Origin of the sequence: Sphaerisporangium sp. NBC_01403, from assembly GCF_045040145.1 — a bacterium.
Lineage (GTDB): Bacteria > Actinomycetota > Actinomycetes > Streptosporangiales > Streptosporangiaceae > Sphaerisporangium > Sphaerisporangium viridialbum.
Genome location: NZ_CP109534.1, coordinates 4,799,137 through 4,823,161, shown reverse-complemented (window position 1 = coordinate 4,823,161; position 24,025 = coordinate 4,799,137). Strand labels below are relative to the sequence as shown.

At 72.2% G+C, this 24,025-nt stretch carries 22 protein-coding genes; 16 read left to right on the top strand and 6 right to left on the bottom strand.

The window, feature by feature from the left end; all coding sequences use genetic code 11:
* Positions 1–3: 3 nt before the first annotated feature.
* Together OG589_RS21700 and OG589_RS21695 are read right to left on the bottom strand one after the other, a co-directional pair.
* Positions 4–762 (bottom strand): ABC transporter ATP-binding protein, encoded by a 759-nt coding sequence (locus OG589_RS21700; protein ID WP_405151738.1) that lies wholly within the window; start codon positions 760–762, stop codon positions 4–6.
* Positions 735–1,604, bottom strand: a complete 870-nt coding sequence (locus OG589_RS21695) for an ABC transporter permease (protein ID WP_405151737.1) — start codon at positions 1,602–1,604, stop codon at positions 735–737. The genes OG589_RS21700 and OG589_RS21695 overlap by 28 nt, the downstream gene beginning before the upstream one ends.
* Positions 1,605–1,780: 176 nt before the next feature.
* Between OG589_RS21695 and OG589_RS21690 the strand changes: the two genes are divergently transcribed.
* Genes OG589_RS21690 through OG589_RS21670 form a run of 5 tightly spaced genes read left to right on the top strand, consistent with a single transcriptional unit; the run spans position 1,781 to position 6,702 of the window.
* Entirely contained in the window at positions 1,781–2,680 is a 900-nt protein-coding gene (locus OG589_RS21690) for an AAA family ATPase (protein ID WP_405151736.1), read from the top strand.
* On the top strand, positions 2,673–3,809 hold the full coding sequence (locus tag OG589_RS21685; protein ID WP_405151735.1) for a vWA domain-containing protein: 1,137 nt from the start codon (positions 2,673–2,675) through the stop codon (positions 3,807–3,809). The genes OG589_RS21690 and OG589_RS21685 overlap by 8 nt, the downstream gene beginning before the upstream one ends.
* Complete coding sequence (locus tag OG589_RS21680; protein ID WP_405151733.1) at positions 3,802–4,947, top strand: XdhC family protein; 1,146 nt, start codon at positions 3,802–3,804, stop codon at positions 4,945–4,947. Before OG589_RS21685 ends, OG589_RS21680 begins: the two co-directional genes overlap by 8 nt.
* Entirely contained in the window at positions 4,944–5,603 is a 660-nt protein-coding gene (locus tag OG589_RS21675; RefSeq protein WP_405151731.1) for an NTP transferase domain-containing protein, read from the top strand. The genes OG589_RS21680 and OG589_RS21675 overlap by 4 nt, the downstream gene beginning before the upstream one ends.
* 58 nt (positions 5,604–5,661) lie before the next feature.
* Complete coding sequence (locus OG589_RS21670) at positions 5,662–6,702, top strand: LLM class F420-dependent oxidoreductase (RefSeq protein ID WP_405151729.1); 1,041 nt, start codon at positions 5,662–5,664, stop codon at positions 6,700–6,702.
* A 10-nt stretch (positions 6,703–6,712) separates the two neighbouring features.
* On the opposite strand, the gene OG589_RS21665 is transcribed toward OG589_RS21670, so the two are convergent.
* Positions 6,713–7,267, bottom strand: coding sequence for a TetR family transcriptional regulator (locus OG589_RS21665; protein WP_405151727.1), 555 nt, complete (start codon positions 7,265–7,267; stop codon positions 6,713–6,715).
* A gap of 191 nt (positions 7,268–7,458) precedes the next feature.
* Between OG589_RS21665 and OG589_RS21660 the strand changes: the two genes are divergently transcribed.
* The 7 genes from OG589_RS21660 to OG589_RS21630 all read left to right on the top strand — a co-directional run bounded on the left by OG589_RS21660 (position 7,459) and on the right by OG589_RS21630 (position 13,793).
* A complete protein-coding gene (locus tag OG589_RS21660; protein ID WP_405151726.1) occupies positions 7,459–8,955 on the top strand; it encodes an MDR family MFS transporter in 1,497 nt (498 codons plus the stop codon).
* A 64-nt stretch (positions 8,956–9,019) separates the two neighbouring features.
* The gene (locus OG589_RS21655) at positions 9,020–10,069 is read left to right on the top strand and encodes a M24 family metallopeptidase (RefSeq protein WP_405151725.1); all 1,050 of its coding nucleotides are present in this window, start codon (positions 9,020–9,022) and stop codon (positions 10,067–10,069) included.
* A gap of 52 nt (positions 10,070–10,121) precedes the next feature.
* Positions 10,122–10,682 carry an elongation factor P gene (efp, locus tag OG589_RS21650; RefSeq protein ID WP_405151723.1) on the top strand — a complete coding sequence of 187 codons (561 nt, stop codon included), beginning with the start codon at positions 10,122–10,124 and terminating at the stop codon, positions 10,680–10,682.
* 1 nt (position 10,683) lies between these two features.
* A complete protein-coding gene (gene nusB, locus OG589_RS21645) occupies positions 10,684–11,094 on the top strand; it encodes a transcription antitermination factor NusB (protein ID WP_405151721.1) in 411 nt (136 codons plus the stop codon).
* Between the two features lie 54 nt (positions 11,095–11,148).
* On the top strand, positions 11,149–11,934 hold the full coding sequence (locus OG589_RS21640; protein WP_405151720.1) for a methyltransferase domain-containing protein: 786 nt from the start codon (positions 11,149–11,151) through the stop codon (positions 11,932–11,934).
* Between the two features lie 65 nt (positions 11,935–11,999).
* The gene (gene dinB, locus OG589_RS21635) at positions 12,000–13,256 is read left to right on the top strand and encodes a DNA polymerase IV (RefSeq protein ID WP_405151718.1); all 1,257 of its coding nucleotides are present in this window, start codon (positions 12,000–12,002) and stop codon (positions 13,254–13,256) included.
* 147 nt (positions 13,257–13,403) lie between these two features.
* Positions 13,404–13,793 (top strand): DUF3040 domain-containing protein, encoded by a 390-nt coding sequence (locus OG589_RS21630; protein WP_405151717.1) that lies wholly within the window; start codon positions 13,404–13,406, stop codon positions 13,791–13,793.
* A 207-nt stretch (positions 13,794–14,000) separates the two neighbouring features.
* Here OG589_RS21630 and OG589_RS21625 read toward each other — a convergent pair whose 3' ends face one another.
* The 3 genes from OG589_RS21625 to OG589_RS21615 are packed head-to-tail and all read right to left on the bottom strand — an operon-like array spanning position 14,001 to position 18,840.
* Positions 14,001–16,487, bottom strand: coding sequence for a DUF3488 and DUF4129 domain-containing transglutaminase family protein (locus tag OG589_RS21625; RefSeq protein WP_405151715.1), 2,487 nt, complete (start codon positions 16,485–16,487; stop codon positions 14,001–14,003).
* A complete protein-coding gene (locus tag OG589_RS21620; RefSeq protein ID WP_405151713.1) occupies positions 16,484–17,767 on the bottom strand; it encodes a DUF58 domain-containing protein in 1,284 nt (427 codons plus the stop codon). Before OG589_RS21620 ends, OG589_RS21625 begins: the two co-directional genes overlap by 4 nt.
* A complete protein-coding gene (locus OG589_RS21615) occupies positions 17,764–18,840 on the bottom strand; it encodes an AAA family ATPase (protein ID WP_405151711.1) in 1,077 nt (358 codons plus the stop codon). Before OG589_RS21615 ends, OG589_RS21620 begins: the two co-directional genes overlap by 4 nt.
* A 432-nt stretch (positions 18,841–19,272) precedes the next feature.
* On the opposite strand from OG589_RS21615, the gene mraZ reads away from it, so the two are divergent.
* From mraZ to OG589_RS21595, 4 genes are all read left to right on the top strand, one after another.
* On the top strand, positions 19,273–19,704 hold the full coding sequence (mraZ, locus tag OG589_RS21610) for a division/cell wall cluster transcriptional repressor MraZ (RefSeq protein ID WP_358554804.1): 432 nt from the start codon (positions 19,273–19,275) through the stop codon (positions 19,702–19,704).
* A 289-nt stretch (positions 19,705–19,993) separates the two neighbouring features.
* Entirely contained in the window at positions 19,994–20,965 is a 972-nt protein-coding gene (gene rsmH / locus OG589_RS21605) for a 16S rRNA (cytosine(1402)-N(4))-methyltransferase RsmH (RefSeq protein WP_405151710.1), read from the top strand.
* The gene (locus OG589_RS21600; RefSeq protein WP_405151708.1) at positions 20,962–21,564 is read left to right on the top strand and encodes a hypothetical protein; all 603 of its coding nucleotides are present in this window, start codon (positions 20,962–20,964) and stop codon (positions 21,562–21,564) included. The genes rsmH and OG589_RS21600 overlap by 4 nt, the downstream gene beginning before the upstream one ends.
* A gap of 680 nt (positions 21,565–22,244) precedes the next feature.
* Positions 22,245–23,984 carry a peptidoglycan D,D-transpeptidase FtsI family protein gene (locus OG589_RS21595; RefSeq protein WP_405151706.1) on the top strand — a complete coding sequence of 580 codons (1,740 nt, stop codon included), beginning with the start codon at positions 22,245–22,247 and terminating at the stop codon, positions 23,982–23,984.
* The last annotated feature ends 41 nt before the right edge of the window (positions 23,985–24,025 follow it).

The following is a 24,025-nucleotide window of genomic DNA, read 5'->3' as shown; positions in this document are numbered from 1 at the left end:
TGGTCATCGCTGTGCCTCCGGGATTTCGGGCCGTTCGGGGGTGGGGTGTCCTTCCGGAGCCACGCCGAGAGCGGTGAGCAGGCGGGTGCGCAGGGAAAGGAGCTCGGGATGGTCGCGGTGGCGCGGGCGGGCGGCGGCGATGACGGCCTCGTGGGCGATCCTGCCCTCGTCCAGGACGAGCACGCGGTCGGCGAGCACCAGCGCCTCGTCGACGTCGTGGGTGACCAGCAGCACGGCCGGGCGGTGCGCGGCCCACAACTGCAGGACGAGCTGGTGCACGGTGATGCGGGTGAGGGCGTCCAGCGCGCTGAACGGCTCGTCGAGCAGGAGCAGCTCAGGCTCCCTGACCAGCGCGCGGGCGAGGCTCGCGCGCTGGGCCTCGCCGCCCGACAGCGTGAGCGGCCAGGCGCCGGCCCGCTCGGCCAGGCCGACCTCGGCGAGCGCCCGCCGGGCGCGTTCCCTTGCGCCTGTGGCGGTGAGGCCGAGGGCGATGTTGGCCTCCACGCGCTTCCAGGGCACCAGGCGCGGCTCCTGGAAGGCGACCGCGACCGAGGGGGTCACCTCCAGGCCGCCGTCCACGCCGGGGTCGAGCCCGGCGAGCGCGCGCAGCAGGGTCGACTTGCCCGACCCGCTCCGCCCGAGGAGCGCGATGAACTCCCCGCCCCGGATGTCGAGGTCCAGCCCGTCGAGCACGGTGCGGTTGCCGAACCGGCGGGTCAGGCCCCGCACCCCGGCTACTCGCCCAGAAAGCCGCGCCGCCATGAGAGCGCCCTCCGTTCCAGCAGCCGTACGAGGGCGTCGGTGAGCAGGCCGAGCGCGCTGTAGACGAGCAGCCCGACCACGATGACGTCGGTGCGGAGGAACTCACGGGCGTCGTTGATCATGTATCCGAGCCCGGCGTCCGCGTTGACCTGCTCGGCCACGATGAGGGCGAGCCAGGCCACGCCGAGGCTCTGCCGCAGCCCGACCAGCGTCTGGGGGAGCGCCCCTGGCAGCACGATGTGGCGGATCAGCGCCGCGCGGCCGAGTCTCAGGGTGCGCGCCAGCTCGGCCAGCTTGCCGTCCACCCCGCGGATGCCCGCGAAGGTGTTGAGGTAGAGCGGGAACGAGACCGCGAGCGCCACCAGAGTGATCTTGGGGGTCTCGCCGATGCCGAACCACAGGATGAACAGCGGGATCAGCCCGAAGAAGGGCAGGGCGCGGAGCATCTGCATGAGCGGGTCCACGGCGTTCTCGCCCGCCCGGCTGAGCCCGGCGACCAGCGCGAGGAGCACTCCGGCGATCCCGCCGAGCACGAACCCGGCGGCCACCCGCTGGAGCGAGACGGCGATGGCGGTGGGGAGGGTGCCGCTGGTGACCAGGTCGACCGTGGTGGCGGCGATCGTGGTGGGACCGGCGAGCAGGTCTTCCGACAGCAGCCCGGTGCCGCTCGCGATCTGCCAGACGGCGACGACGGCCAGGGGGCTGATCCACCGCCGCCAGGCCCTGGAGCGGCCCGGCGCGCGGGCGGACCTCGGGCGTGGGGGTCGGTCGGGTGTCACCGGCGGTACGGCGGGCCGGGTGGGCTCGCGTGCCGCCTGAACGTCCAGTGCGGGGGTGGGCATCGAGGGAACCTCGCAGGGGGGTTGTCGCGGTGCGGCGTCCATCGCATAATTAACGCCATTTCCTACCAAGTCAATAGGTTTTTGTCCCCGGCTTCATACCGCCGGGTCCTTTCGGCGAGTTCGATTGGCGAGTTCGGCCGCAGCCGCGTGCCACCGGTGCCGCGTAATCTGAGGGGGTGTTGCACAGGACACTGCGGGCGTCTGACATCGAAACCCCGGGCCGGCTCGCCGAGCTGCTCGATGCGCAGGCCTACCTCGCCGACGAGGGGCTGGCGACGGCGTGCTTCCTGGCGCTGCGCATGGGCCGCCCGCTGTTCCTGGAGGGCGAGGCCGGGGTCGGCAAGACCGAGCTGGCCAAGACGCTCGCCGCCGTCCTCGGCGCGCCGCTCATCCGCCTGCAGTGCTACGAGGGGCTGGACGCCGCGCAGGCCCTCTACGACTGGGACTTCGCCCGGCAGTTGCTGCACCTCAAGGCGGCCGAGGCCACCGGCGCGACCGGCGCCGGCGACGCCGTGCGCCTTGAGGGCGAGCTGTACGACCGGCGCTTCCTGATCGCCCGCCCGCTGCTCAGGGCCCTTGAGACCCAGCCGAGCGTGCTGCTGGTCGACGAGATCGACCGTGCCGACGACGAGTTCGAGGCGTTCCTGCTGGAGGTGCTGTCCGACTTCACGATCTCCATTCCCGAGCTCGGCACCATCAGCGCGAAGACCCCTCCGGTCGTGATCGTGACCTCCAACCGCACCCGCGACGTGCACGACGCGCTGAAGCGCCGGTGCCTCTACCACTGGCTGGAGCACCCGGCGTTCGAGCGCGAGGTCGCCATCCTGCTCCGCCGGCTCCCCGAGTGCACCGAGGTCCTCGCGGGCCAGGTCGCGCGCGCCGCCGAGCGCCTGCGCGGCGCCGGCCTGGTCAAGCCGCCCGGCGTCGCCGAGACCCTCGACTGGACCGAGGCGCTGCTCACCCTCGGCGCCCGCGACCTCGACCCCGGGCTGGCCGCGGCGACCCTCGGCGCGGTGCTGAAGTACCGCGAGGACCAGGAGGCCGTGCTCAAGAACGGGCTTCTCCGCCATGGATGACCATCCGGCGTTCCAGGTCGCCGATCCTCCCGGCGCGGACGGCCTCACCGCGACGCTGACCGGCTTCGCCCGCACGCTCCGGGCGGCCGGGGTCGCCGCCGACCACGAACGCACGCAGAACCTCCTGCGGGCGGCCGGCCACCTCGACGTCACCGGCCGCGACGCGGTCTACTGGGCCGGACGGCTCACCCTGTGCGCGGGCCCCGACGACCTTCCCCGCTACGACCGGTGCTTCGCCGCCTACTTCGGCGGCGAGCGGCCCCGCGCCGCCCGCGCCGCGCCGCCCGTGGTGACCGTCACCCGGCACACGGTCTCCCTGGACGGAGCCGGGCCGGACGAGGACGGGGACGGGGACGAGGAGGCCGAGCCCGCGACCGCGAGCCGCACCGAGGTGCTCAGGCGGCGGGACATCGCCCGCATGACCGCCGCCGAGCTGGCCGAGATCCACCGGCTGCTCGCCATCATGCGCGCGCGCAGGGAGCGGCGCCGCTCCCGCAGGTTCACCCCGGCCCACCGCGGCCGCCTCGACCCCCGCAGGACGATCAGGGAGACGCTGCGCAGGGGCGGCGAGACGGCCCGCCTGCGCCGCAGGACCCACCGGGCGCGGCCGCGCCGCGTCGTGCTGCTGGTCGACGTCAGCGGGTCGATGGCACCGTACGCCGACACGATGCTGCGGTTCGCCCACGTGCTGGTGCGGTGCGAGCCGCGCGCCACCGAGGTGTTCAGCGCGGGCACCCGGCTCACGCGCATCACCGCCGAGCTGCGCCACCGCGACCCCGGCACGGCGATGCGCGAGGTGTCGGCCGCCATCCCCGACTGGAACGGCGGCACCCGGCTCGGCGAGGAGCTCAAGGAGTTCCTCGACCAGGGGTCGCGGGCGCGGGGGGCCGTCGTCGTGATCGCCTCCGACGGGTGGGAGCGGGGCGACCCCTCCCTGCTCGGCAGGCAGATGGCCCGGCTGTCGCGGCTCGCCCACCGGGTGATCTGGGTGAATCCCCACAAGGGCCACGAGGGCTACGAGCCGCTGACCGGCGGGATGCGCGCGGCCCTGCCCTACGTTGGAGCCTTCGTCGCCGGGCACAGCCTGGCCGCCTTCGAGGAGCTCGCTGAAAGGCTGTCTCATGCGTGATGTGTTGTCGCAGATCGTGCGGTGGTGGGCCGCGGGCGAGCGGTTCGGCCTCGCCACGGTGGTCGACACCTTCCACAGCGCGCCGAGGCCGCCCGGCGCCTCCATGGCCGTGTTCGGGGACGAGGCCGTCGGCAGCGTGTCGGGCGGCTGCGTCGAGGGCGCGGTGTACGAGCTGGCGCAGGAGGTCGTGCGGGAGGACCGCGCGGCGCTGCGGCGGTACGGGGTGAGCGACGACGACGCCTTCTCCGTCGGCCTGACCTGCGGGGGCATCATCGACATCCTCGTCGAGCCGGTGTCGAGGGACACCTACCCAGAGCTCGGCGAGATCGCCGGCTCGGTGCGGCGGCACGAGCCGGTGGCCGTCGCGACGATCCTGTCCGGGCCGGGGCGCGTGGGCGCCCGCAGGGTGATGTGGGCAGACCGCGCGGCGGGCTCGCTCGGGCTCCCGAGGCTCGACGCCGCCGTGGACGACGACGCGCGCGGCATGCTCGCCCAGGGCCTGACCGGCGTGCGCCGCTACGGCCCCGAGGGCGAGCGGCGGCTGGACGACCTCTCGGTCTTCGTCCAGTCCTTCGCCCCGCCGCCGCGCATGCTGGTCTTCGGGGCCATCGACTTCGCCGCGGCGGTCGCGAGGGTCGGCAAGTTCCTCGGCTACCACGTCGTGGTGTGCGACGCCCGCCCGGTCTTCGCGACGGCCAAGCGCTTCCCCGACGCCGACGAGGTGGTGGTGAAGTGGCCGCACGACTACCTCTCGACCGCCCACGTCGACGAGCGCACGGTCATCTGCGTGCTCACCCACGACCCGAAGTTCGACGTGCCCCTGCTGGAGGTCGCCCTGCGCACCGGAGCGGGGTACGTCGGGGCGATGGGGTCGCGCAGGACCCATGAAGACCGGCTGGCACGGCTGCGCGAGGCGGGCCTGCCCGAGGAGGCGCTGTCGCGGCTGCGCTCGCCCATCGGCCTCGACCTCGGCGCGCGGACCCCGGAGGAGACCGCGGTGTCGATCGCGGCCGAGCTGATCCAGCTCCGCTGGGGCGGGTCGGGGAGGGCGCTGACCGAGACCAGGGGCCGCATCCACGGGATGGGCGGCAGGGACGAGCACGCCCCTGACGGCGGCGCGGGCCGGGCGGGCCGGTGAACGCGCCCGCCCGATCGGGATGCGCGGGGCTGCTGCTCGCGGCCGGGCGGGGCTCCCGGCTCGGCACCCCCAAGGCGGCCGTGGAGTTCGAGGGCGAGCGGCTGGTCGACCGTGGCGCGCGGCTGCTCCACGAGGGCGGCTGCCACCCGGTGGTCGTGGTACTCGGAGCCGTCACCGTGCAGGTCCGCGCCGCGGTGGCCGTGCGCAACCCCGACTGGGCGACCGGCATGGGCTCGTCCCTGCGCGTCGGGCTGGACGCCCTGCCGCTGTCCGCGGGGGCCGTCGTGATCGCGCTGGTGGACCAGCCGCTCATCGGGGCGGAGGCCGTGCGCCGCCTGATCGAGGCGAGGCGGGGCGGCGCGGCGGTGGCCGCGGCGACCTACGGCGGCGCGGTGCGCAACCCCGTGCTGATCGGCAGGGAGCACTTCGGCGAGGTGGGCAGGCTCGCGGTCGGAGACGTCGGGGCTCGTCCCTTCCTGCGGGCGCATCCGGGCCTGGTCACGCTCGTCCCGTGCGACGACGTGGGCGATCCGGCCGACATCGACACCGAGGACGACCTCGTCCGGCTCTCGGGGACCGCGGCGGCGTCCCGGCGCGACGGGCGGGCCGAGGGGGACGTGGCACCTGGGGTTGGCCGCGACGAGGCGACTCGATAGCCTGGCCGTGCACTTACCGGAACATCATTCGGTCTGCCTTGGACGGGAAGGACGCGGGATGCGCATCGGCATGGCCCTGAACTACGCCGGAGGCTTCAAGGAGACCGTGGCGGAGCTGGCCGACTACGAGAGCGCCGGGCTCGACATCGTCTTCGTCGCCGAGGCCTACAGCTTCGACGCCGTGAGCCAGATGGGCTACATCGCCGCCAAGACCGAGCGGCTGCAGATAGCCTCGGGCATCCTGCCGATCTACTCGCGCACGCCCACGCTGCTCGCCATGACGGCGGCCGGCATGGACTACGTCTCCGACGGCCGCTTCGTGCTCGGCATCGGCGCGTCCGGCCCGCAGGTCATCGAGGGCTTCCACGGCGTGCCGTACACCGCCCCGCTGGGCCGCACCCGCGAGGTGATCGAGATCTGCCGCAAGGTGTGGCGGCGCGAGCGGCTGACCCACGAGGGCAGGCACTACACCGTGCCGCTGCCCGCCGAGCAGGGCACGGGCCTCGGCAAGCCGCTCAAGCTGATCAACCACCCCGTGCGCCCGCGCGTCCCGATCGTGGTCGCGGCCATCGGCCCGAAGAACGTCGAGCTGACCGCTGAGCTGGCCGAGGGCTGGGAGCCGATCTTCTACGTGCCCGAGAAGGCCGCCGACGTGTGGGGCGCCTCGCTGGCCGCGGGCAGGGCGAAGCGGGCGGAGGAGCTCGGCGAGCTGGACGTCATCGCCCAGGCGACCCTGGCGATCGGCGACGACGTCTCCGGCTACCTGGAGTTCGGCAGGCCGATGGCCGCGCTGTACATCGGCGGCATGGGGGCCAAGGGCAGGAACTTCTACAACGACCTCGCCCGGCGCTACGGCTACGAGAAGGAGGCCGAGCAGATCCAGGACCTCTACCTCGAAGGCAAGAAGGACGAGGCCGCGGCGCTCGTGCCCATGGAGCTGCTGGAGAAGATGTCGCTGATCGGCTCCGAGGGCTTCGTGCGCGACCGTCTCGCGGCGCTGAAGGAGTCCGGGGTCACCACGATCAACGTCAACCCGGTCGCCGGCACCCACGAGGAGCGCCTCAAGCTCGTCGAGAAGGTCAAGGACCTGGCGGCCTGACCCGGCCGGTTCAGGGGAGAAGGCAGGCGGTGAAGATCGCCGTCAGCCGTTCCTCCAGGTAGGCGGGGTCGGCTCCGCGCAGCGAGTCGGCCCCGAGCACGCGGCGGAGCGACCCTCCGCCGAGGATGATCGACGCGGCGAGCAACGCGCGCTCCTCGGCCCCCGGCCCGGTCAGCCGCTCGCCGAGCGGCCCCGCGATCGCCGACTCCACCCTGGCGCGCAGCACCGCCCTGATCTCCGGGCTCGTTCCCGCGCGGTCGATGACCCGCACGATCGGGTCGGAGGCGCCCGCGCTCAGCCGGTGGGCCATGTGGGCCGCCAGCCGCCGCGGCAGCAGGTCGAGGTCTCCCTCGATGACGGACTCCATCGTCGACTCGCCGGCGAGGACCTCGGCGAACAGCCGGGCCTTGGACCCGAAGTAGCGGTTGATCAGCGCGACGTTCGCCTCCGCGGCCGCCGCGATCATGCGCACGGTCACGTGGTCGTAGCCGTTCTCGGCGAACAGGTGCCGGGCGGCCACGAGGATCCGCCGCGTTGTGGCCTCACGGTCACGTACCTGTGCCAAAGCAACCACCTATACCCCCTTTTCGCCCTATATGACGCAGTGTAGTTGTTTGACAGGTAAACAAGCGCCTACTACAAAACCTTGGTAAAGACATCGATTTTTGGGGGCCTGTGGTGGTAGTGCAGGATGATGCCTTAGCGGGCGCGCACGGCGATTCAGGGGAACGACGCACCTACACCCACCGCGAGATCATGGAGATCATGTCGGGGCTGATGCTCGCCCTGCTGACCGCGATGATCTCCACGTCGGTGGTCGCCACCGCTCTTCCGACCATCGTCGGCGAGTTCGGCGCCCAGGACCAGCTCTCCTGGGTCGCCAGCGCCACGCTGCTGACGATGACCGCCTCCACCCCTCTGTGGGGCAAGCTCTCCGACCTGTTCGGGCGCAAGCGCATGTTCCAGGTCGCCCTCGGGCTGTTCGTCGCCGCCTCCATGATCGCCGGGCTATCGCAGAACATGGGCACGCTCATCGCCGCCCGCGCGGTGCAGGGCCTCGGCACCGGCGGCCTGTCCGCGCTAACGCAGGTGATCCTCGGCGACGTGGTGGAGCCGAGGGAGCGGGGACGCTACTCGGGCTACATCGGCGCCGTGTTCGGCGTCTCCACCGTCGGAGGCCCCCTGCTGGGCGGCTTCCTCGTGGACACCTCCTGGCTCGGCTGGCGCTGGTGCTTCTACGTCTGCGTCCCGCTGGCCGTGGTCGCGTTCGCCGTCGTCCAGAAGGTGCTCAGGTTCGACCACGACCCGCGCGACGCCCGGATCGACTGGTGGGGGGCGTTCACGCTCACCGGCGGGGCCTCCGCCCTGATGCTGATGCTCTCCTTCGGCGGCCACGAGTTCGCGTGGAACTCCGCCTGGGCCTACGGGCTGGGCGCCGCCGCCGCGGTCCTGTTCGGCCTCTCGGCCCTCGCCGAGCGGCGCGCCGCCGACCCGATCCTGCCGCCGCGCCTGTTCCGCGACCGTACCTTCGTGCTCGCCGGCTCGGCGTCGCTGCTGGTGGGCGTCTCGATGTTCGGGGTGATGATCTACCTGCCGCAGTACCTGCAGATCGTCAAGGGGATGAGCCCCACCATGTCGGGCATCATGACCACCCCGCTGGTCGTGAGCCTGCTCGTCGCCTCGATCGGCTCCGGCCGGATCGTCACCCGCACCGGCCGCTGGAAGATCTTCCCGGTCGCCGGCCTGCTCCTGGTCGCCGTCGGCACGGCGCTGCTCTCCCTGCTGCACACCGACTCAAGCCGCTGGCTGATCGGCGCCGACATCGCCGTCCTCGGCGTCGGCCTCGGCCTGAGCATGCAGGTGCTGATCCTCGCCGCCCAGAACGCCGCCCAGCCGAGGGACATGGCCGTGACCACGTCCGGCATCTCCTTCTTCCGCAACCTCGGCGGCTCGGTCGGGGTCGCCGCCCTCGGCGCCGTCCTCACCAACCGGGTACGGGACGAGATCACCGGCATGCTGTCGGCGAGCCACATCCCCGTGCCGCCGGGCGGCGGGCTGAACCTCGGCACCCCCGAGGCCATCGGCCACCTCCCGCCCGCGTTCCAGCACATCGTGATCGAGGCCTTCACCCGGGCCATGCAGGCGGTGTTCCTGGCGTCCCTCCCCGCGGCCGTGCTGGGCTTCCTCGCGGTGCTGTTCCTGCGCGAACTGCCGCTGCGCTCGTCCAGGACCGGCGAGGCCAAGCCCGAGTGACCCCCCTCACGCGCGAGCCGGCGGCTCCGGCGGGCGGCACCGGTCAGGCCGTACAGTCTGGGACATGTCCGTCATTCATGAATCGCGGCGTGCGTTGCTCGCCGCACTGCTGGCCGAGCAGGGCGTGGACGCGCTGCTGGTCACCCGGGGCGTCAACGTGCGGTACCTGACCGGGCTGGTCAGCTCGAACGCCGCCGTGCTGGTGCGGGACGACGCGTCCGCCGTGCTGGCCACCGACTCCCGCTACATCGAGACGGCGCGCCGCGTCTGCTCCGGCGTCGAGGTCATCGAGCAGGGCGACGTGGCGGGCGCCCTGGTGAAGGCGGCGGGGCGGCCGGGCATCGAGGCGCACGACATGTCCGTGGCCAAGTACAAGAGCCTCGGCGGCGAGCTGCCCGCCGTCGAAAGGCTCGTGGAGCGGGTGCGGGTGGTCAAGGACGAGGCCGAGATCGAGGCCCTGCGCACCGCGTGCGACCTGACCGACCGGGCCTTCACCGAGGTGGCCGGCACGATCGCGCCGGGCATGACCGAGAAGCAGGTGGCCCGCGCGCTGGACTCCCGCATGGCGGAGCTCGGCGCCGACGGGCCGGCCTTCGACACGATCGTGGCGAGCGGGCCGAACGGCGCGATACCCCACCACTCGCCCTCCGACCGGCCGATCGAGCGCGGAGACCTGGTCACGATGGACTTCGGCGCGCTGTACGAGGGGTACCACGCCGACATGACCAGGACCGTCGCCGTGGGCGGCGTATCGGACTGGCAGCGGGAGCTGTACGACCTGGTCCGCGAGGCGCAGCGGGCCGGGCGGCACGCGCTCGCGCCCGGCGCCGGCCTGGGCGAGGTGGACGCCGCCGCGCGCGGGGTGATCGAGGGCGCAGGATACGGGGAGCGCTTCGTCCACCCCCTCGGGCACGGCGTGGGCCTGGAGATCCACGAGGACCCGTTTCTGCGTCCTGCGGGTGCCGGTAGACTTGAGGATCGGGTTCCGATCACCGTCGAGCCCGGCGTCTACCTGCCAGGCAGGGGCGGCGTCCGGATCGAGGACACCCTCGTGACGCGCGCCGGCGGGCCGGAACTCCTCACCCGCACGACCAAGGAGCTGCTGATCCTGTGACCGCAGGACGGCGGCCGAGCGAGCGCGACCATGACGACGCAGGAGAAAACGAGTGGCGACGACCAACGACCTAAAGAACGGCCTGGTGCTCAAGCTCGACGGTGGTGAGCTGTGGAGCGTGGTTGACTTCCAGCACGTCAAGCCGGGCAAGGGCGGCGCCTTCGTCCGCACCAAGCTCAAGAACGTGCTTTCCGGCAAGGTGGTCGACAAGACCTTCAACGCCGGCGTGAAGGTCGAGGTGGCCAACGTCGACAAGCGCGAGATGCAGTACTCCTACATGGACGGCGAAGAGTTCGTCTTCATGGACACCGAGACCTACGACATGCTCAACGTCTCGCGGGCGACCGTGGGCGACGCCGCCAACTACCTGCTCGAGAACACCCTGGCGACCGTGGCGGTCAACGAGGGCAACGTTCTCTACATCGAGCTTCCGGCGGCCGTCGAGCTGACGGTCTCCCAGACCGAGCCCGGCCTGCAGGGCGACCGCTCCACCGGCGGCACCAAGCCGGCCACGCTGGAGACCGGCGCCGAGATCAAGGTTCCGCTGTTCATCACGACCGGCGAAAGGGTGAAGGTCGACACTCGCACCGGCGAGTACCTCGGCCGGGCCTGAGGTGTCGGCTCGGGGCAAGGCGCGCAGGCGCGCGCTGGACATCCTCTTCGAGGCCGAGCTGCGCAGCGAGCCTCCGGCGAACGTGCTGGCCGAGCGCGTCGAGCGGGCGGAGCCGCCGGTCAACGAGTACACCTCGACGCTGGTCGAGGGCGTGAACCGTCACCGGTCGCGCATCGACGAGCTGATCTCCACTTACGCCGAGGGGTGGACCCTCGACCGCATGCCCGCCGTCGACCGCAATCTCCTGCGGGCCGGCACGTACGAGCTGCTGTGGGTCCCTGACATTCCCGAGGCGGTGGTCATCAGCGAGTGGGTCCATCTCGCCTCTGAGCTGTCCACCGACGAGTCCCCGCAGTTCGTCAACGGCCTGCTGGCCCGTTTCAAGCAGCTCAAGCCGTCCCTCGCCCTCTGACCCGCCTGCGGCCGCGGCTCGGGGGGCGCCCGGCGTAGGCTGGGGCCGACCGACATGCTTCAAGGAGGCGAGCTGAAGTTGCGCACCGAAGGCGCCACACGCCAGGCGGCCACTTCCCCGGCGGTGCGCACCGCCGTGGTCTGGGAAGCGCTTCGCGCCGTGCTGGCCGAGCGCGAGGGCGCCACCGGGCGTGAGCGGCTCGACATCGTCGACGCCGGAGGCGGCACCGGCGGGTTCGCCGTGCCGCTCGCCGAGCTCGGCCACGCGGTCACCGTGGTCGACCCCAGCCCCGACTCGCTGGCGGGCCTGGAGCGGCGGGCCGCCGAGGCGGGGGTGGGCGTCAAGGGCATCCAGGGCGACACCGCCGACCTGCGCGACCTGCTGGAGCCCGGGTGCGCCGACCTGGTGCTGTGCCACAGCGTCCTCGAGTACGTCGAGGACCCCGAGAGCGCGCTGTCGGCGGTCGCGGGCCTGCTGAGGCGGGGCGGGGTCGTCAGCGTGCTCGCGGCCAACCCGGTCGCCACGGCGATCCACCGCTCGCTCTCCGGCCACTTCGACGAGGCCAGGCAGGTGCTCACCGATCCCTCCGGCAGGTGGGGCGACCAGGACCCCACGCCCCGCAGGTTCAGCGGCGAAGCGCTCGCGGGCCTGCTCTCGGCCGCCGGGTTCACGCCCGGAGAGGCCAGGGGCGTGCGCGTCTTCGCCGACCTCGTGCCGGGCCGCCTGCTCGACGGCGAGCCGGGGGCGGCCCAGGCGCTGATCGCGCTGGAGCAGGCCGCCGCGGCCCATCCCGTGCTCCGCGACATCGCCACCCAGCTCCACGTTCTCGGTCACCGATGAGCGCCGCGGGCGGAGGCCGCCGCCGCGAGCCACTGGTAGAACGCCTGTTCGGTTAGGATTGCCCTGTGTCGCGCAAGCAGGTCCTGCGGTCGGAGCCAGGGCAGGGTCATGGCCCTGGCCGGGCGCCGCTGGCCGACGACACCGGGTGCCCGATCCTGCACGTCGACATGGACGCCTTCTTCGCCGGCGTCGAGCTGCTCGACCGTCCCGAGCTGAAGGGCACCCCGGTGATCATCGGGGCCACCGGTGCCCGCGGGGTCGTGCTCAGCGCCACCTACGAGGCGCGCGCGTACGGAGTGCACTCGGCGATGCCGATGACGCGCGCCCGCCGCCTCTGCCCGCAGGCCGTGGTCATCCCGCCCAGCCACGGGAAGTACTCCGCGGTCTCCAAGGGCGTGATGGAGATCTTCCACGCGATCACCCCCGAGGTCGAGCCGATCGCCTCCGACGAGGCCTTCCTCGACGTCGGCGGGGCCCTGCGCAGGCTTGGGCCGCCCGCCGAGATCGCCGCGCTGATCCGCGCCCAGGTCGCCGAGCGCCACGGCATCACCTGCTCGGTGGGCGTGGCGAGCAGCAAGTTCGTGGCCAAGCTCGCCTCCCGGCACTGCAAGCCCGACGGGCTCCTGGTCGTCCCCGCCGCCGGGGTGGTGGAGTTCCTCCATCCGCTCCCCGTCGCGGCCCTGTGGGGCGTCGGGGAGCGCACTGAGCAGGCCCTGGTGCGGCTCGGCATCAAGACCGTGGGCGATCTGGCCCATGTGCCACCCTCGACCCTTCAGCGCGAGTTCGGGGCCGTCGGCGCGCATCTGGCGGCCCTCGCCTGGGGCCGTGACGATCGCAGGGTCACCCCGCACGTCCCCGACAAGAGCATCGGCGCCGAGGAGACCTTCTCCCACGACGTGGACGACCCCGAGGCCATCCGCCGCGAGCTGCTCCGGCTGTCCGAGCGGGTCGCCGCGCGGCTGCGCGGCGGCGGTCACGTGGGCCGCACCGTCAGCGTCAAGCTCCGCCGTTCCGACTTCACGACGATCACCCGTTCCCGCACCCTCCGCGAGGCGACAGATGTTGCGAAAGAGATATATGCCACTGCCTGCGACCTTTACGGGGCTGCCGGGCTCGATCGCGTGCGCCTCCGCCTGGTCGGTGTGAGGGTGGAGAACCTCCGTCCGGCGGGCACCGCGACGCGCCAGCTCGGCCTCGGCGAGCGCGAAACAGGCTGGCGGGAGGCCGAAATGGCCATGGACAAGGCGATGCGGAGGTTCGGCCCGGAAGCCGTCCGCCCGGCCTCGCTCGTTCGGCCTCCGTTTGATGGAATAGATCTATGACGTCACCTCCGGTTTGGTCTACGTTGGACGTTTTCTTTCGCCTACGTCTACAGCCTCGTATTCTGGGGATAACCGACCGCGAGGTCCGGACACCCTGTGGTGCCCGTTGCCGTCTTCCCCGTCAAGGGGCCGTCCTTGGGAGGCGCCGTGCCGCTCTCTGAGCACGAGCAGCGCTTGCTCGACCAGATCGAGCAGGCCCTCTACGCCGAGGACCCGAAGTGGGCCAATACCGTTCGGATCAGTGATCCACGCAACCACTACAAGCGTCGCCTGGTGAAAGCCTCCATCGGCTTTGTCCTCGGTGTCGTCCTGTTGATGGTCGGCGTCGTGGCACCGATTATCCCACTCGGTGTCGGCGGCTTCGTGGTCATGCTCGCCGCGTGTCTGTGGGGTCTGTCCAGCTGGAAACGCATGAACGGGTTCGGCGGTGAAGCCAGGCCGGGTGCCCCGGGGCAGCCGGAAAGGCGGCGTGCCAACCGGCCCGGCTTCATGGAACGCATGGAGGAGCGCTGGCGCCGCAGGGGCGACGAGCGCTGAGCCGTGTCACGGCGGCCGACCGCCGCCGTGGGTGCCGGCCGTCCCCGCGGCCGGACACCGTTGATGTCGTCGATCGTGCCGCCGTGCCCCTAAGGCAAGGGGGCACGGCTTCATGGCATGAGGCACGGAGGCACGGGCCGCCGGCCACCGCTCGATCCAGAGCGGGCCGGGCCGGCTCGTACGACCGGTGAGCCGGCCCGCCCGGGGTCAGCGCTCGCGGGAGCCGGTGAGCACGCGCTCCTCGGCCGCCTGCCCGGCGGGCGGCTCGGACCGGTCGCGGCGCGGCCACAGCCGGAGCGTCTCCAGCCTGTCGAACCCGTCGAGCACCTTCTCGCCCGCCCCCCGCACCCTCAGCAGGGTCGAGGGAGGCAGGAACGTCGCCCGCAGCCGCCGCCCGCGCGACACCGTCGCCGTGAGCGCCCTGCGCACACGCCGCATGTCGGCCGCCAGCGAGCCGACCGGTCCCGGCGAGGGCGCGTACCGCAGCCGCTCCTCGGCAGAGGCGATCCGCGCGACCGAGGCGGCGGTCTCCGCGTCCAGCTCGTACTTCTCGGTGAGCCGTCTGGCCAGCGCGCGCGGGGTCTCGCTCGCCTCGTGCCCGAGCCCGAGATCGTGCAGGGTGTCGATCAGCTCGCGCCAGGTCGCGTGGACGGCGTGCCCGAGACGCTCCGCCGTCTCCGGACGGTGCGCGCTCGCGCGCGCCTCCAGCGACTCCGGCGGCTCCGGCGGCTCCTGGAGCGCCCAGGCGTGCCTGCGCCGATACCGGGTCACCGCCCGCGCGGCCGCGGGGATCAGCACGACCAGCAGCAGGACGGCCAGACCGATGCCGATCTTCGCCGGCACGGACAGGCCCTGGTCGACGATGACCGGGTCGACGGACAGGCCGGCGTCGGGGTCACGGGGGTCCCGCTTCCTGCCGGCCAGGGTGTCGGCCAGGTCGGTCGCGGACGGGTCCGACGTCGGGCTCGCTGTCGCCCCGTCGCCGGGCGCGGCCGTCGAGACGGGCGGGCGCGAGTAGTCGGGGACGCGGGCCGTCGCCTGGCCGAGGCCGCCCGCGGGGGTGGGCTCGAAGCGCAGCCAACCGGCTCCCTGGAAGTACAGCTCAGGCCAGGCGTGCAGGTCGTGGGTGCGGACCTGCCACTCGCCCTCGATGAAGGAGCCGCCGGTGTAGCCGATTCCCACGCGGGCGGGGATGTCGAGGAGCCGGGCCATCACCGCCATGGCGGCGGCGAACTGCTCGCAGTAGCCCGTGCGGCTGTTCAGGAAGTCGAGCAGCGCCTCGTTGCCGTTGCCCTGGGTGCGGAGGCTGTAGGTGAACCCGCCGTTGGCGGTGAACCACTCCTGGAGCTTGACCGCCTTCTGGTACGGCGTGTCGGAGTCGTCGACCAGCCGGGCGCTCGTGGCGGCGATCTGCGGGGGCAGGTCCGGGGGCAGTTGCAGGTACCGCTCGTCCATGTCCGGCGAGGGCACCTCGGTCAGCCCGTTCAGGCCCTCCGGCGTCGGCTGGGGCTCCTCGCTCGCGACGTCGTACGTCTCGCCGCCGGCCGTGTCGTGGGTGGAGAAGACCATCAGAGTGCTCTCGTCGGCCCGCCAGTCGCCTTCCACCCGCACCCGCGACGCGGGGTAGGGCAGAGGCAGGAAGCTGAGCTTCTCGACGTCGCCGCTGACCTTGATCTGGGTCGTGACGGGCTTGACGGGGACGGTCGGGTAGAGGCCGGGGGGAGAGGGCAGCGGGCCCTCTGACACGCGGTTCTCCGGGCGGCCCTTGGGCTGCGACATGGTCCACTGCTCGCCGTCGAAGGTGTCCAGCGAGTACATGCGCAGGTAGCGCGGGATGTTGTCACTGTTGGTATAGGTGAGCACGGTGGCGTTGTCGGGCTGGGTGAGCTGGCCGCGCAGGCTCGCGATCGGGTTCGGGATCGTGATCGTGTTGCCGCCCCCGCCGATGCCGGAGCCCACCCCGAAGCCGAACAGCGGGTTGGGCTGGAGCGTCGGCAACGCCGCGGGCAGCCCGATGGCCAGGGCGATCGCCGCGAACCCGATGCGCTTGCCGGCCAGCGACAGCGGGGCGGCGTCGGTCTGCACCCTGGCGCCGGCGCCGCGCGAACGGCGCACGAGGACGGCGCGGCCCCAGTGGCTGAGGCGCTCGCGCCCGTCGGCGGTGAGCAGGCCCACGAACCCGAGGGCCCCGATGAGGAACGCCGGCCACGCGATGGGGTCGGAGATCACCGCCGCGGGCACCGTGAACAGCGCCAGCAGCGGCAGCCCCGCGAGCGCGGCGCGGCGCGCCCGTACGGCGAGCAGGTCGACCAGCAGGGCGATCAGGCCGATGCCACCCGCGGTGAGCAGGGAGATCCCCGGGTTGGACGGCACGGGGGCGGCGTACTGCTGGATGTCGGTGAACCCGGCGCGGGTGAGGTCGGCGAGGGCCAGCACCGTGTCCTTGGTGGGGATCACCCAGGCCCATGTGTAGTCCCCGGCGAAGACCACCGTCAGGTAGATCCACAGCAGGACCAGCTCCAGCGGGGGGCCGAGCCACCTCGGCACCGTGTGGCGCGTGGTCAGGGCGGAGGCGGCCGTGACCACGGCGATCGCGCCCATCCCGGTCCAGAACCAGGAGCCCCCGCTGAACAGCGGGTAGAGGGTGATCGACACCGCGGCCGTGGCCAGGCCCGCCGCGATCGGGAGTCTCATGCCGCGTCTCCTGCCGTGATCGTGTCCTGCGGCCCCGTGTACCTGCTGTTCTGGGCGGCGTCCTGCCAGACCTCCGCCAGCGAGGTGCCCGCGGGCAGCCGTACGACGCGCCAGCCAGAGCCGGCGAGCACGGCGCGCGCGGTCTCGTACGACTCGTCCACGGCGGAATGGTGCGAGGGGGTCTGCTGCCAGGTCCGCACGTCCAGCATGACCGCGACGCCGGTGACGCCGCCGTGGCGCAGCCGGGCCAGCGCGTGGGCCTCCTCGGCGTCGAGGTCGCCGAGCACGGCGACGATGAGCCCGTCGCCGCCGCCCTGGCGCAGCGCCGTGATGCCGGACTCCAGCGAGCGGGCGGTGCTCTGCCGCACGACGGCGAGCGCGTCGAGCAGGGAGGTGCCCGTGCCGCCGTCGGCGAGGTGGTGGGCGCCCTGGTCGGTGACCAGTCGCAGGCCGAGGCTCTCGCGGGCCAGGTGGACCCCGATGGACGCCGCGGCGGAGACCCCGACCTCGAAGGACGACCTCGGGCCCTCGCCCCGGTGGGCGTGCCTGCGGGTGTCGAGCAGCAGGGCGCCCCGGCTCTGCCACTGCTGCTCCTCGCGGCGCACCATGAGCTCGCCGTACCGGGCGGTGGAGCGCCAGTGCACCCGGCGCAGGTCGTCGCCCTGGCGGTACTCGCGTGGCCCGATGTCGTCGTCCCCGGCCGCCGCGACGCTGGTGGTACGGCTGTCGCCGCCGCCGGTCCACTCACCCGAGAGCCGGATGTGCGGGAGCGGCACGACCTCCGGGACCACCATCAGCGTGTCGGTCGTGTTGAACGCCCGGGTGAGCTCGACCAGGCCGAAGGGGTCGGCGATGCGCACCGACAGCGGCCCGATCGGGAACCTGCCCCGCAGGTCGGACCTGACCTTGTAGTCGATCTCGCGGATGCCGCGCGACTCGACCCGGTCGAGGACGAACCGGGGGCGGGTGCCCACGGCGTAGGGAACGGTGTCCTCGATGAGCAGCAGGCCGGTGGGCAGCCGGGTGACGTTCTCCAGCCGGAGCGTCACCGTGCTGTCGGAGCCGACCGCCACCCTGCTCGGGTCGAGCCGCCTGGCGCAGCTCAGGCGGTACCGCGTGCGCGCGACCACGAGGGCCGCGAGCAGCGGCAGGACGATGACGAGCACGCTGACGCGCAGCAGGTCGTGCTCGCCGAGGGCGAGCGCGCACAGCAGCGCGGCCGTGCCGGAGGCGAGGAACGACCTGCCGCGCGAGGTGAGCGCCCGTAGCCCCGCTATCACCGCCGCGATCCCGCCCCGTCGAACCCCTTCTCCCGGCTCTCGGGCACGGGGACGCGGCGCACGAGGTCGGCCATGACGTGCTCGGGACGGCGGCGCTGGCCCTGGGCCTCCAGGCTCGGGAGCAGGCGGTGCGCGAGCACGGGGACGGCCAGGTCCTGCAGGTCGTCGGGGATGACGTAGTCGCGGCCCGACAGGGCGGCGTGGGCGCGGGCGGCGCGCACGAGGTGGAGCGTGGCGCGGGGGGAGGCGCCGAGGCGCAGGTCGGGGGACTGGCGCGTGGCGGTGACCATGTCGATGGCGTACTTCTTGATGGACTGGGAGACGTAGACCGCCCGCACGGCGTCGATCAGGGCCCGCACCTCGGCGGTCGTCGCGACCGGCTCCAGCTTGTCCAGCGGCGAGGAGGCGCCGTGGACGTCGAGCATCTCCAGTTCGGCGGCGGCCTCGGGGTAGCCCATGGCGATCCTCGCGGTGAAGCGGTCGCGCTGGGCCTCGGGGAGGGGATAGGTGCCCTCCATCTCGATGGGGTTCTGGGTCGCGATGACCATGAACGGCGTCTCGAGGTGGTACGTCGTGCCGTCGACGGTGACCTGGTGCTCCTCCATGCACTCCAGCAGCGCCGACTGGGTCTTGGGAGAGGCTCGGTTGATCTCGTCGCCCACCACGATGTTGGCGAAGACAGGGCCGGGCTTGAACTCGAACTCGCGTGACTGCTGGTTGAAGGCGCTGACGCCCGTGATGTCGCTGGGGAGCAGGTCGGGGGTGAACTGCACGCGGCGCACCGGGCAGTCGATGGACCGCGCCAATGCCTTGGCCAGCATCGTCTTGCCGACGCCGGGCACGTCCTCGATCAGGAGGTGCCCTTCCGCCAGCATCACGGTGAGGGTCAGGCGGACGACGTCGCCCTTTCCCTCGATCACCGACTCGATCGCCTCACGGATCCGATGCGCCGTGGCGACCAGACCTTCCAGCTCCTGTCCGACATCGTGGGTTATTCCCACTGGGCCTCCATGAGGGTGCGGCAGCCCCGCGCCGGGATCGTTATGCGGGGGGCTTTGCGATTCCTTCTTCATTGTGCTTACCGACACTACGATGCCGCGGGTTCCCGGGCGACTTTCCGTCATATTTCGGATGAACAGCCTCAGTGTTCTTGTGCGGGGTCATGTTCTCGTCGCGCCAAGGTGCGAATCTGGTGACATAAGGCGACGTCGGGCGTGGTGCGGCCTCCCACTTTCCCCCACCGGCGGACCCCCTTTCTCGGCATCCCCCGCGAGGGCGGCCGAAGCGTGTCAAGGGCGGGCGCCGACACGCCCGTGCGCGTGTGCGGGGGGCCTCGGGCGCTCCACTCCGCTCCACCCCCTCTGACCTGCGTAAACGCGAACGCAACCCCGGTCGAATACCGTTTGAATCAGTTGACGGTGGGGAGAAGTGGAGTATGGTGGTGCGCAGTGGAGGGGCTGGGGTCCATGCGCCAGCCGTTCCACATGGCACGGGAGGTGGGGCCGGTGTTCCTCGGCACCCATCAACCGCGTCTGGACGAGAAAGGACGACTGTTCCTGCCGGCGAAGTACCGTGAGGAGCTGGCGGAGGGTCTTGTGATCACCAAGGGCCAGGAGCGGTGCCTCTACGTATTTCCCGTGGAGGAGTTCCAGCGCATTACCGATGCGCTGCGCACCGCGCCTGTGACAGCCAAGGCCGTCCGCGATTACAGTCGTGTCTTCTTCGCGAGTGCTTCCGACGAGACGCCCGACAAGCAGGGGCGGATCACCATTCCCCAGAGCCTGCGTGAATACGCGGGCCTCCGGCGCGACTGTGCGGTCATCGGGGCCAACACGCGGCTGGAGATCTGGGACGCGACGGCCTGGGAGACCTACCTGGCCGACCAAGAGCAGGCGTTCTCCGAGCTGTCGGAGGAGGTGCTGCCAGGAGTCCTTTGAAACGGTCGACTCGTCGGTGAAGACGTCGTTCGGCGAGGTCTCCACCCGCTCCCACGGTGCCGGGAAGGCTCCCGGTCACCACGGCGCCGCCGCCAGCTGATGCACCTTCCCCGGTGTCAGGTGGCGGGGCCCGAAGAGGGGACGCGGATGGGGACCTGGCCGGACGAGCCGTCGACAGGGGTGGGGCGAGAGCCCACCGGCGACAAGACGGTACAAAAGCCGCATATCCGCGAGCAGGTAGTGTCCCGGGGTCAGCAGACACAACCATTGCGGCAAAGGGGGTTTGACCATGCATGTCGAAAATCATGCCGAGCCGGGCGGGCACGTTCCGGTGATGCTCCGCCGCGTCCTGGAGCTCCTCGCTCCCGCGCTCGCCGGTCCGAGTCCCGTGCTCGTCGACGCCAACCTGGGCCTGGGCGGTCACGCCGAGGCCCTGCTGGCCGCGCATCCGGACCTTCACCTGATCGGCATCGACCGCGATCCGACCGCCATCGAGCGGTCCACCGCGCGCCTCGCGCCGTACTCCGGGCGCGTCACCCTGGTGAGGGCGGTCTCCGACGAGCTTCCCGAGGTGCTCTCGCGGGCGGGGTTCCCGCGGGTCAACGGCGTCCTGTTCGACCTGGGCGTCTCCTCCCCGCAGCTCGACGAGGCCGAGCGCGGCTTCGCCTACTCCTACGACGCCCCGCTCGACATGCGGATGGATCCACAGCAGGAGCTCACGGCCGACGTGGTGGTCAACACCTACTCCGAGGGGGAGTTGACCCGCATCCTGCGCGACTACGGCGAGGAGCGCTTCGCGTCCCGCGTCGCGCGCTTCCTCGCCAGGGAGCGCGCCGAGAGCGCGATCACGTCGACCAAGCGTCTCGCCGAGATCGTCCGTGAGGCGATCCCGGCCGCGACCCGACGAACCGGGGGAAACCCCGCAAAAAGAACTTTCCAGGCGTTACGTATCGAAGTTAATGGGGAGTTGACCGCTCTCGAACGGGCGCTTCCCGCGGCCCTCGACGCCCTGGCGGTCGGGGGGCGCGTGGTCGTGCTCTCCTACCACTCATTGGAGGACCGGCTGAGCAAGCAGGTCCTCACCGCGAGAACCAGGGACACCAGCCCTCCTGGGCTGCCCGTCCCGCTTCCGGCCCACCAGCCGAGGTTCCGCTTGGTGACGAGGGGAGCCGAGCTCCCAGACGAGGAGGAGGTCGCGCGCAACCCGCGCGCTGCCTCGGCCAGGTTGCGGGCTGCAGAGAGGATCCGGGAGCCGGAATGAGCGTTGACAAGGAGATCACCGAAGACACCGGCAGCGGCTACGGCGCTACCGCCGTCGGCGAGAGGCCCGCGCGCGCGGCGCGCGGGGTCTCGGCGCCTTCGAGGCCAGAACGCACCGTGCCTTCGAGGCCCGGAAAGACCGTGCGGCGCCCCGCCGCGCCCCGGCCGGCGCGGCGTGGCGCTGCCACCAGGCCGGCCGCCGGTGGCGGGCTCGCCGAGGGTGCGCGGCGGGCGTCGGTGCCGCGCAACGCGCCGCGGGCCCCGTTCGTGCTGCTCGTCGTCGGGCTGCTGTGCGGCGGCCTGGTCAGCCTGCTGCTGCTCAACCTCGTGCTCGCCCAGGACTCCTTCAGGGCGAACGACCTGCGCAAGTCCACCGAGCTGCTGCACCAGCAGGCCGAGGACAAGAAGACCGAGGTCATGCTGAATTCCCAGTCGCAGGTGCTCTCCGATCGCGCCAAGGTCGAAGGCATGAAGGAGGACCCGACCAATCCGGAGTTCCTCGAGGTTCCGGAGGGGCAGGGCAAGGGCGCTTCCGCCGGGCAGGAGAACACCGTGGGCGCCGAGGCTCAGGCGTCGCAGGCGGAGGTCGCGAGGCCGTGAGAGAAGGCGGCGGCCGTCCCCCGGGGCCGGGCCGCAACGGGCCGGGCAACGGGCCCGGCGGCGGTTCCGGGGGCGGGCGGGGCGGCCCCGGCGGGCCCCGGCGCGGTTCCGGTTCCGGGGGGCGCTCTGGGCGGCCCGGCGGCTCGGGAGGGCGGCCAGGCGACGCCGATCGTCCCGAGGGCTCCGGACGCCCTGAGGGCTCCGGGCGTTCCGCGGGTTCCGGCCGCCCTGGGGGTTCCGGCCGTACTGAGGGTTCCGGCCGTTCCGGGGGCTCCGGGCGTACTGACGGTTCGGGGCGGTCCGAGGGGTCCGGACGGTCCGAGGGGTCCGGACGGCCTGACGGGCCGGGCCGGGCCAAGGACCAGGGCCGGTCGCAGGGGGCCGGACGACCCGACGGGCGGGCCGGCCGTCCCGAGGCCACCACGGGAACCGCGGGGTCGGGCCGCCCGCCGCGCCCTGAGTCCTCCGCGTCGGGCCGTCCGCGTCCCGACGGCCCGTCCCGCTCTGGCGGGCGTCCCGTACGGCCCGGCAGGGGAGGGCCCGAGGCCACCAGCCCACTGCCCCGCCGCCTACTCGGCAACGGCCAGGGGCCGCGCCGCGTCCCGCCCGGGGGCCGCGGCCCCGACATGGACGGGCCCACCCGACGCGCGGTGCCGCCCCGTTCGTGGGCGCCTCGGCCGGTGGCCCCCCTGCGCCTCGGCAACCCGGCGCGGCGGATCAACATCGGCCTGATGGGCATGGCCGTCGTGCTGTCGCTGTTCGCGGGACGGCTGGTCCAGCTCCAGGGGCTCGACTCCAAGGTCTTCGAGGCGAAGGCGGCCTCGCTCCGGGTGCGCGAGGAGACGCTTCCCGCGCGCCGGGGCTCCATCACCGACGTCAACGGCCACGAGCTGGCCGTCACCGTGGAGGCCCGCGAGATCTCGGCGGACCCGACCCAGGTGCCGCCCAACAAGCGCGACCAGGTCGCCACGACCCTCGCCACGGCGCTCGGCGTCCCCAAGGACGACATCGTGGCCAAGCTCTCGCTGCCGAGAACCCACTACGCGCTGCTCGCGCGCGACATCCCCCTCGGCACCGCCAAGAGTGTGCTCGACCTGAAGATCGACGGCGTCTCGGCCGTGCCGCAGTACCGGAGGCTCTACCCCGGCGGGAACCTCGCCGGCGGGCTGGTGGGCTTCGTCGGGGACGCCGGCACCGGCCTGACCGGGTTCGAGCAGACCTACGACAAGCTCCTCGGCGGCAAGGACGGGCGCCAGACCATCGAGATCGGCGGCACAGGGCAGCGCATCCCCATGACGCGGAGCACCAGGCAGGAGCCGGTGGCCGGGCAGGGCGTGCGGCTGACCATCGACCGCGACATCCAGTGGGCCGCCCAGGAGGCCATCGCCAAGCAGGTCAAGGCCGCCGGGGCCCGCAGCGGCAGCGTGATCGTCATGGACGTGCGGAACGGCCAGGTGCTGGCCATGGCCAACGCCCCGGAGGTCGACCTCAACAAGTGGAGGTCCCTCCCCGCCACCGACTGGGGCAACCGCGCGGTGTCGGAGGTGTTCGAGCCCGGCAGCACGAACAAGGTCATCACGGCCGCCGCCGCCCTGGAGGCGGGGGCGGTCAGGCCGGAGACGGTGTTCGAGGTCAAGGACAAGTACCAGTGCGCCGACCGGCTGCTCAGCGACGCCCACCCGCATCCGCCCGAGCACCTGACCTTCACCGGGATCATCGCCGAGTCCAGCAACGTCGGCACGATCATGGTCGCCGACCGGATCGGCGACCAGCCGCTGTACGACATGCTCAAGGGGTTCGGCTTCGGGGCCAGGACCGGCGGGGGGTTCTACGGCGAGGAGGCCGGGCTGCTCCCCAAGCGGGAGGCGTGGTCGGGGAGCCAGCGGTGCACGATCGCCTTCGGGCAGGGCGTCTCGGTGACGGCCCTGCAGATGGCGAGCGTCTACCAGACCATCGCCAACGGAGGCGTGCGCATCACGCCGCAGATCGTGGCGGGCACGGTCGATCAGCACCACAGGCTCATCCCGGCGAAGGCGCCCAAGCAGACCCGGGTCATCGGCCCCCGCACCGCCAAGGACATCTCGTCGATGCTGGAGGCGGCGGTCAGCGCCGAGGGGAGCACCGGCTCGCTCGCCGCCATCAAGGGATACCGAGTAGCGGGTAAAACCGGCACTGCGATGCGATACGACGAGAACTGCCGAGGGTATTGCGGATATACCGCTACGTTTGTGGGGTTCACTCCCGCGGACGCGCCGCGTCTGGTGGTGCTGGCCGTCGTTCAGGCACCCAAGAACGGCCACTTCGGCGGGGAAATCGCCGCGCCTGTGTTCAAGGATGTCATGACGTTCGCGTTGAAGAGCCGAAAGATTCCGCCGACCGGTACGACCGCCCCATCGGTGCGCATGAGCACCGACGGGTGACGGGGGAAGGTACGCTCTCGCCCGTGCGTCCCCCGTCGTCC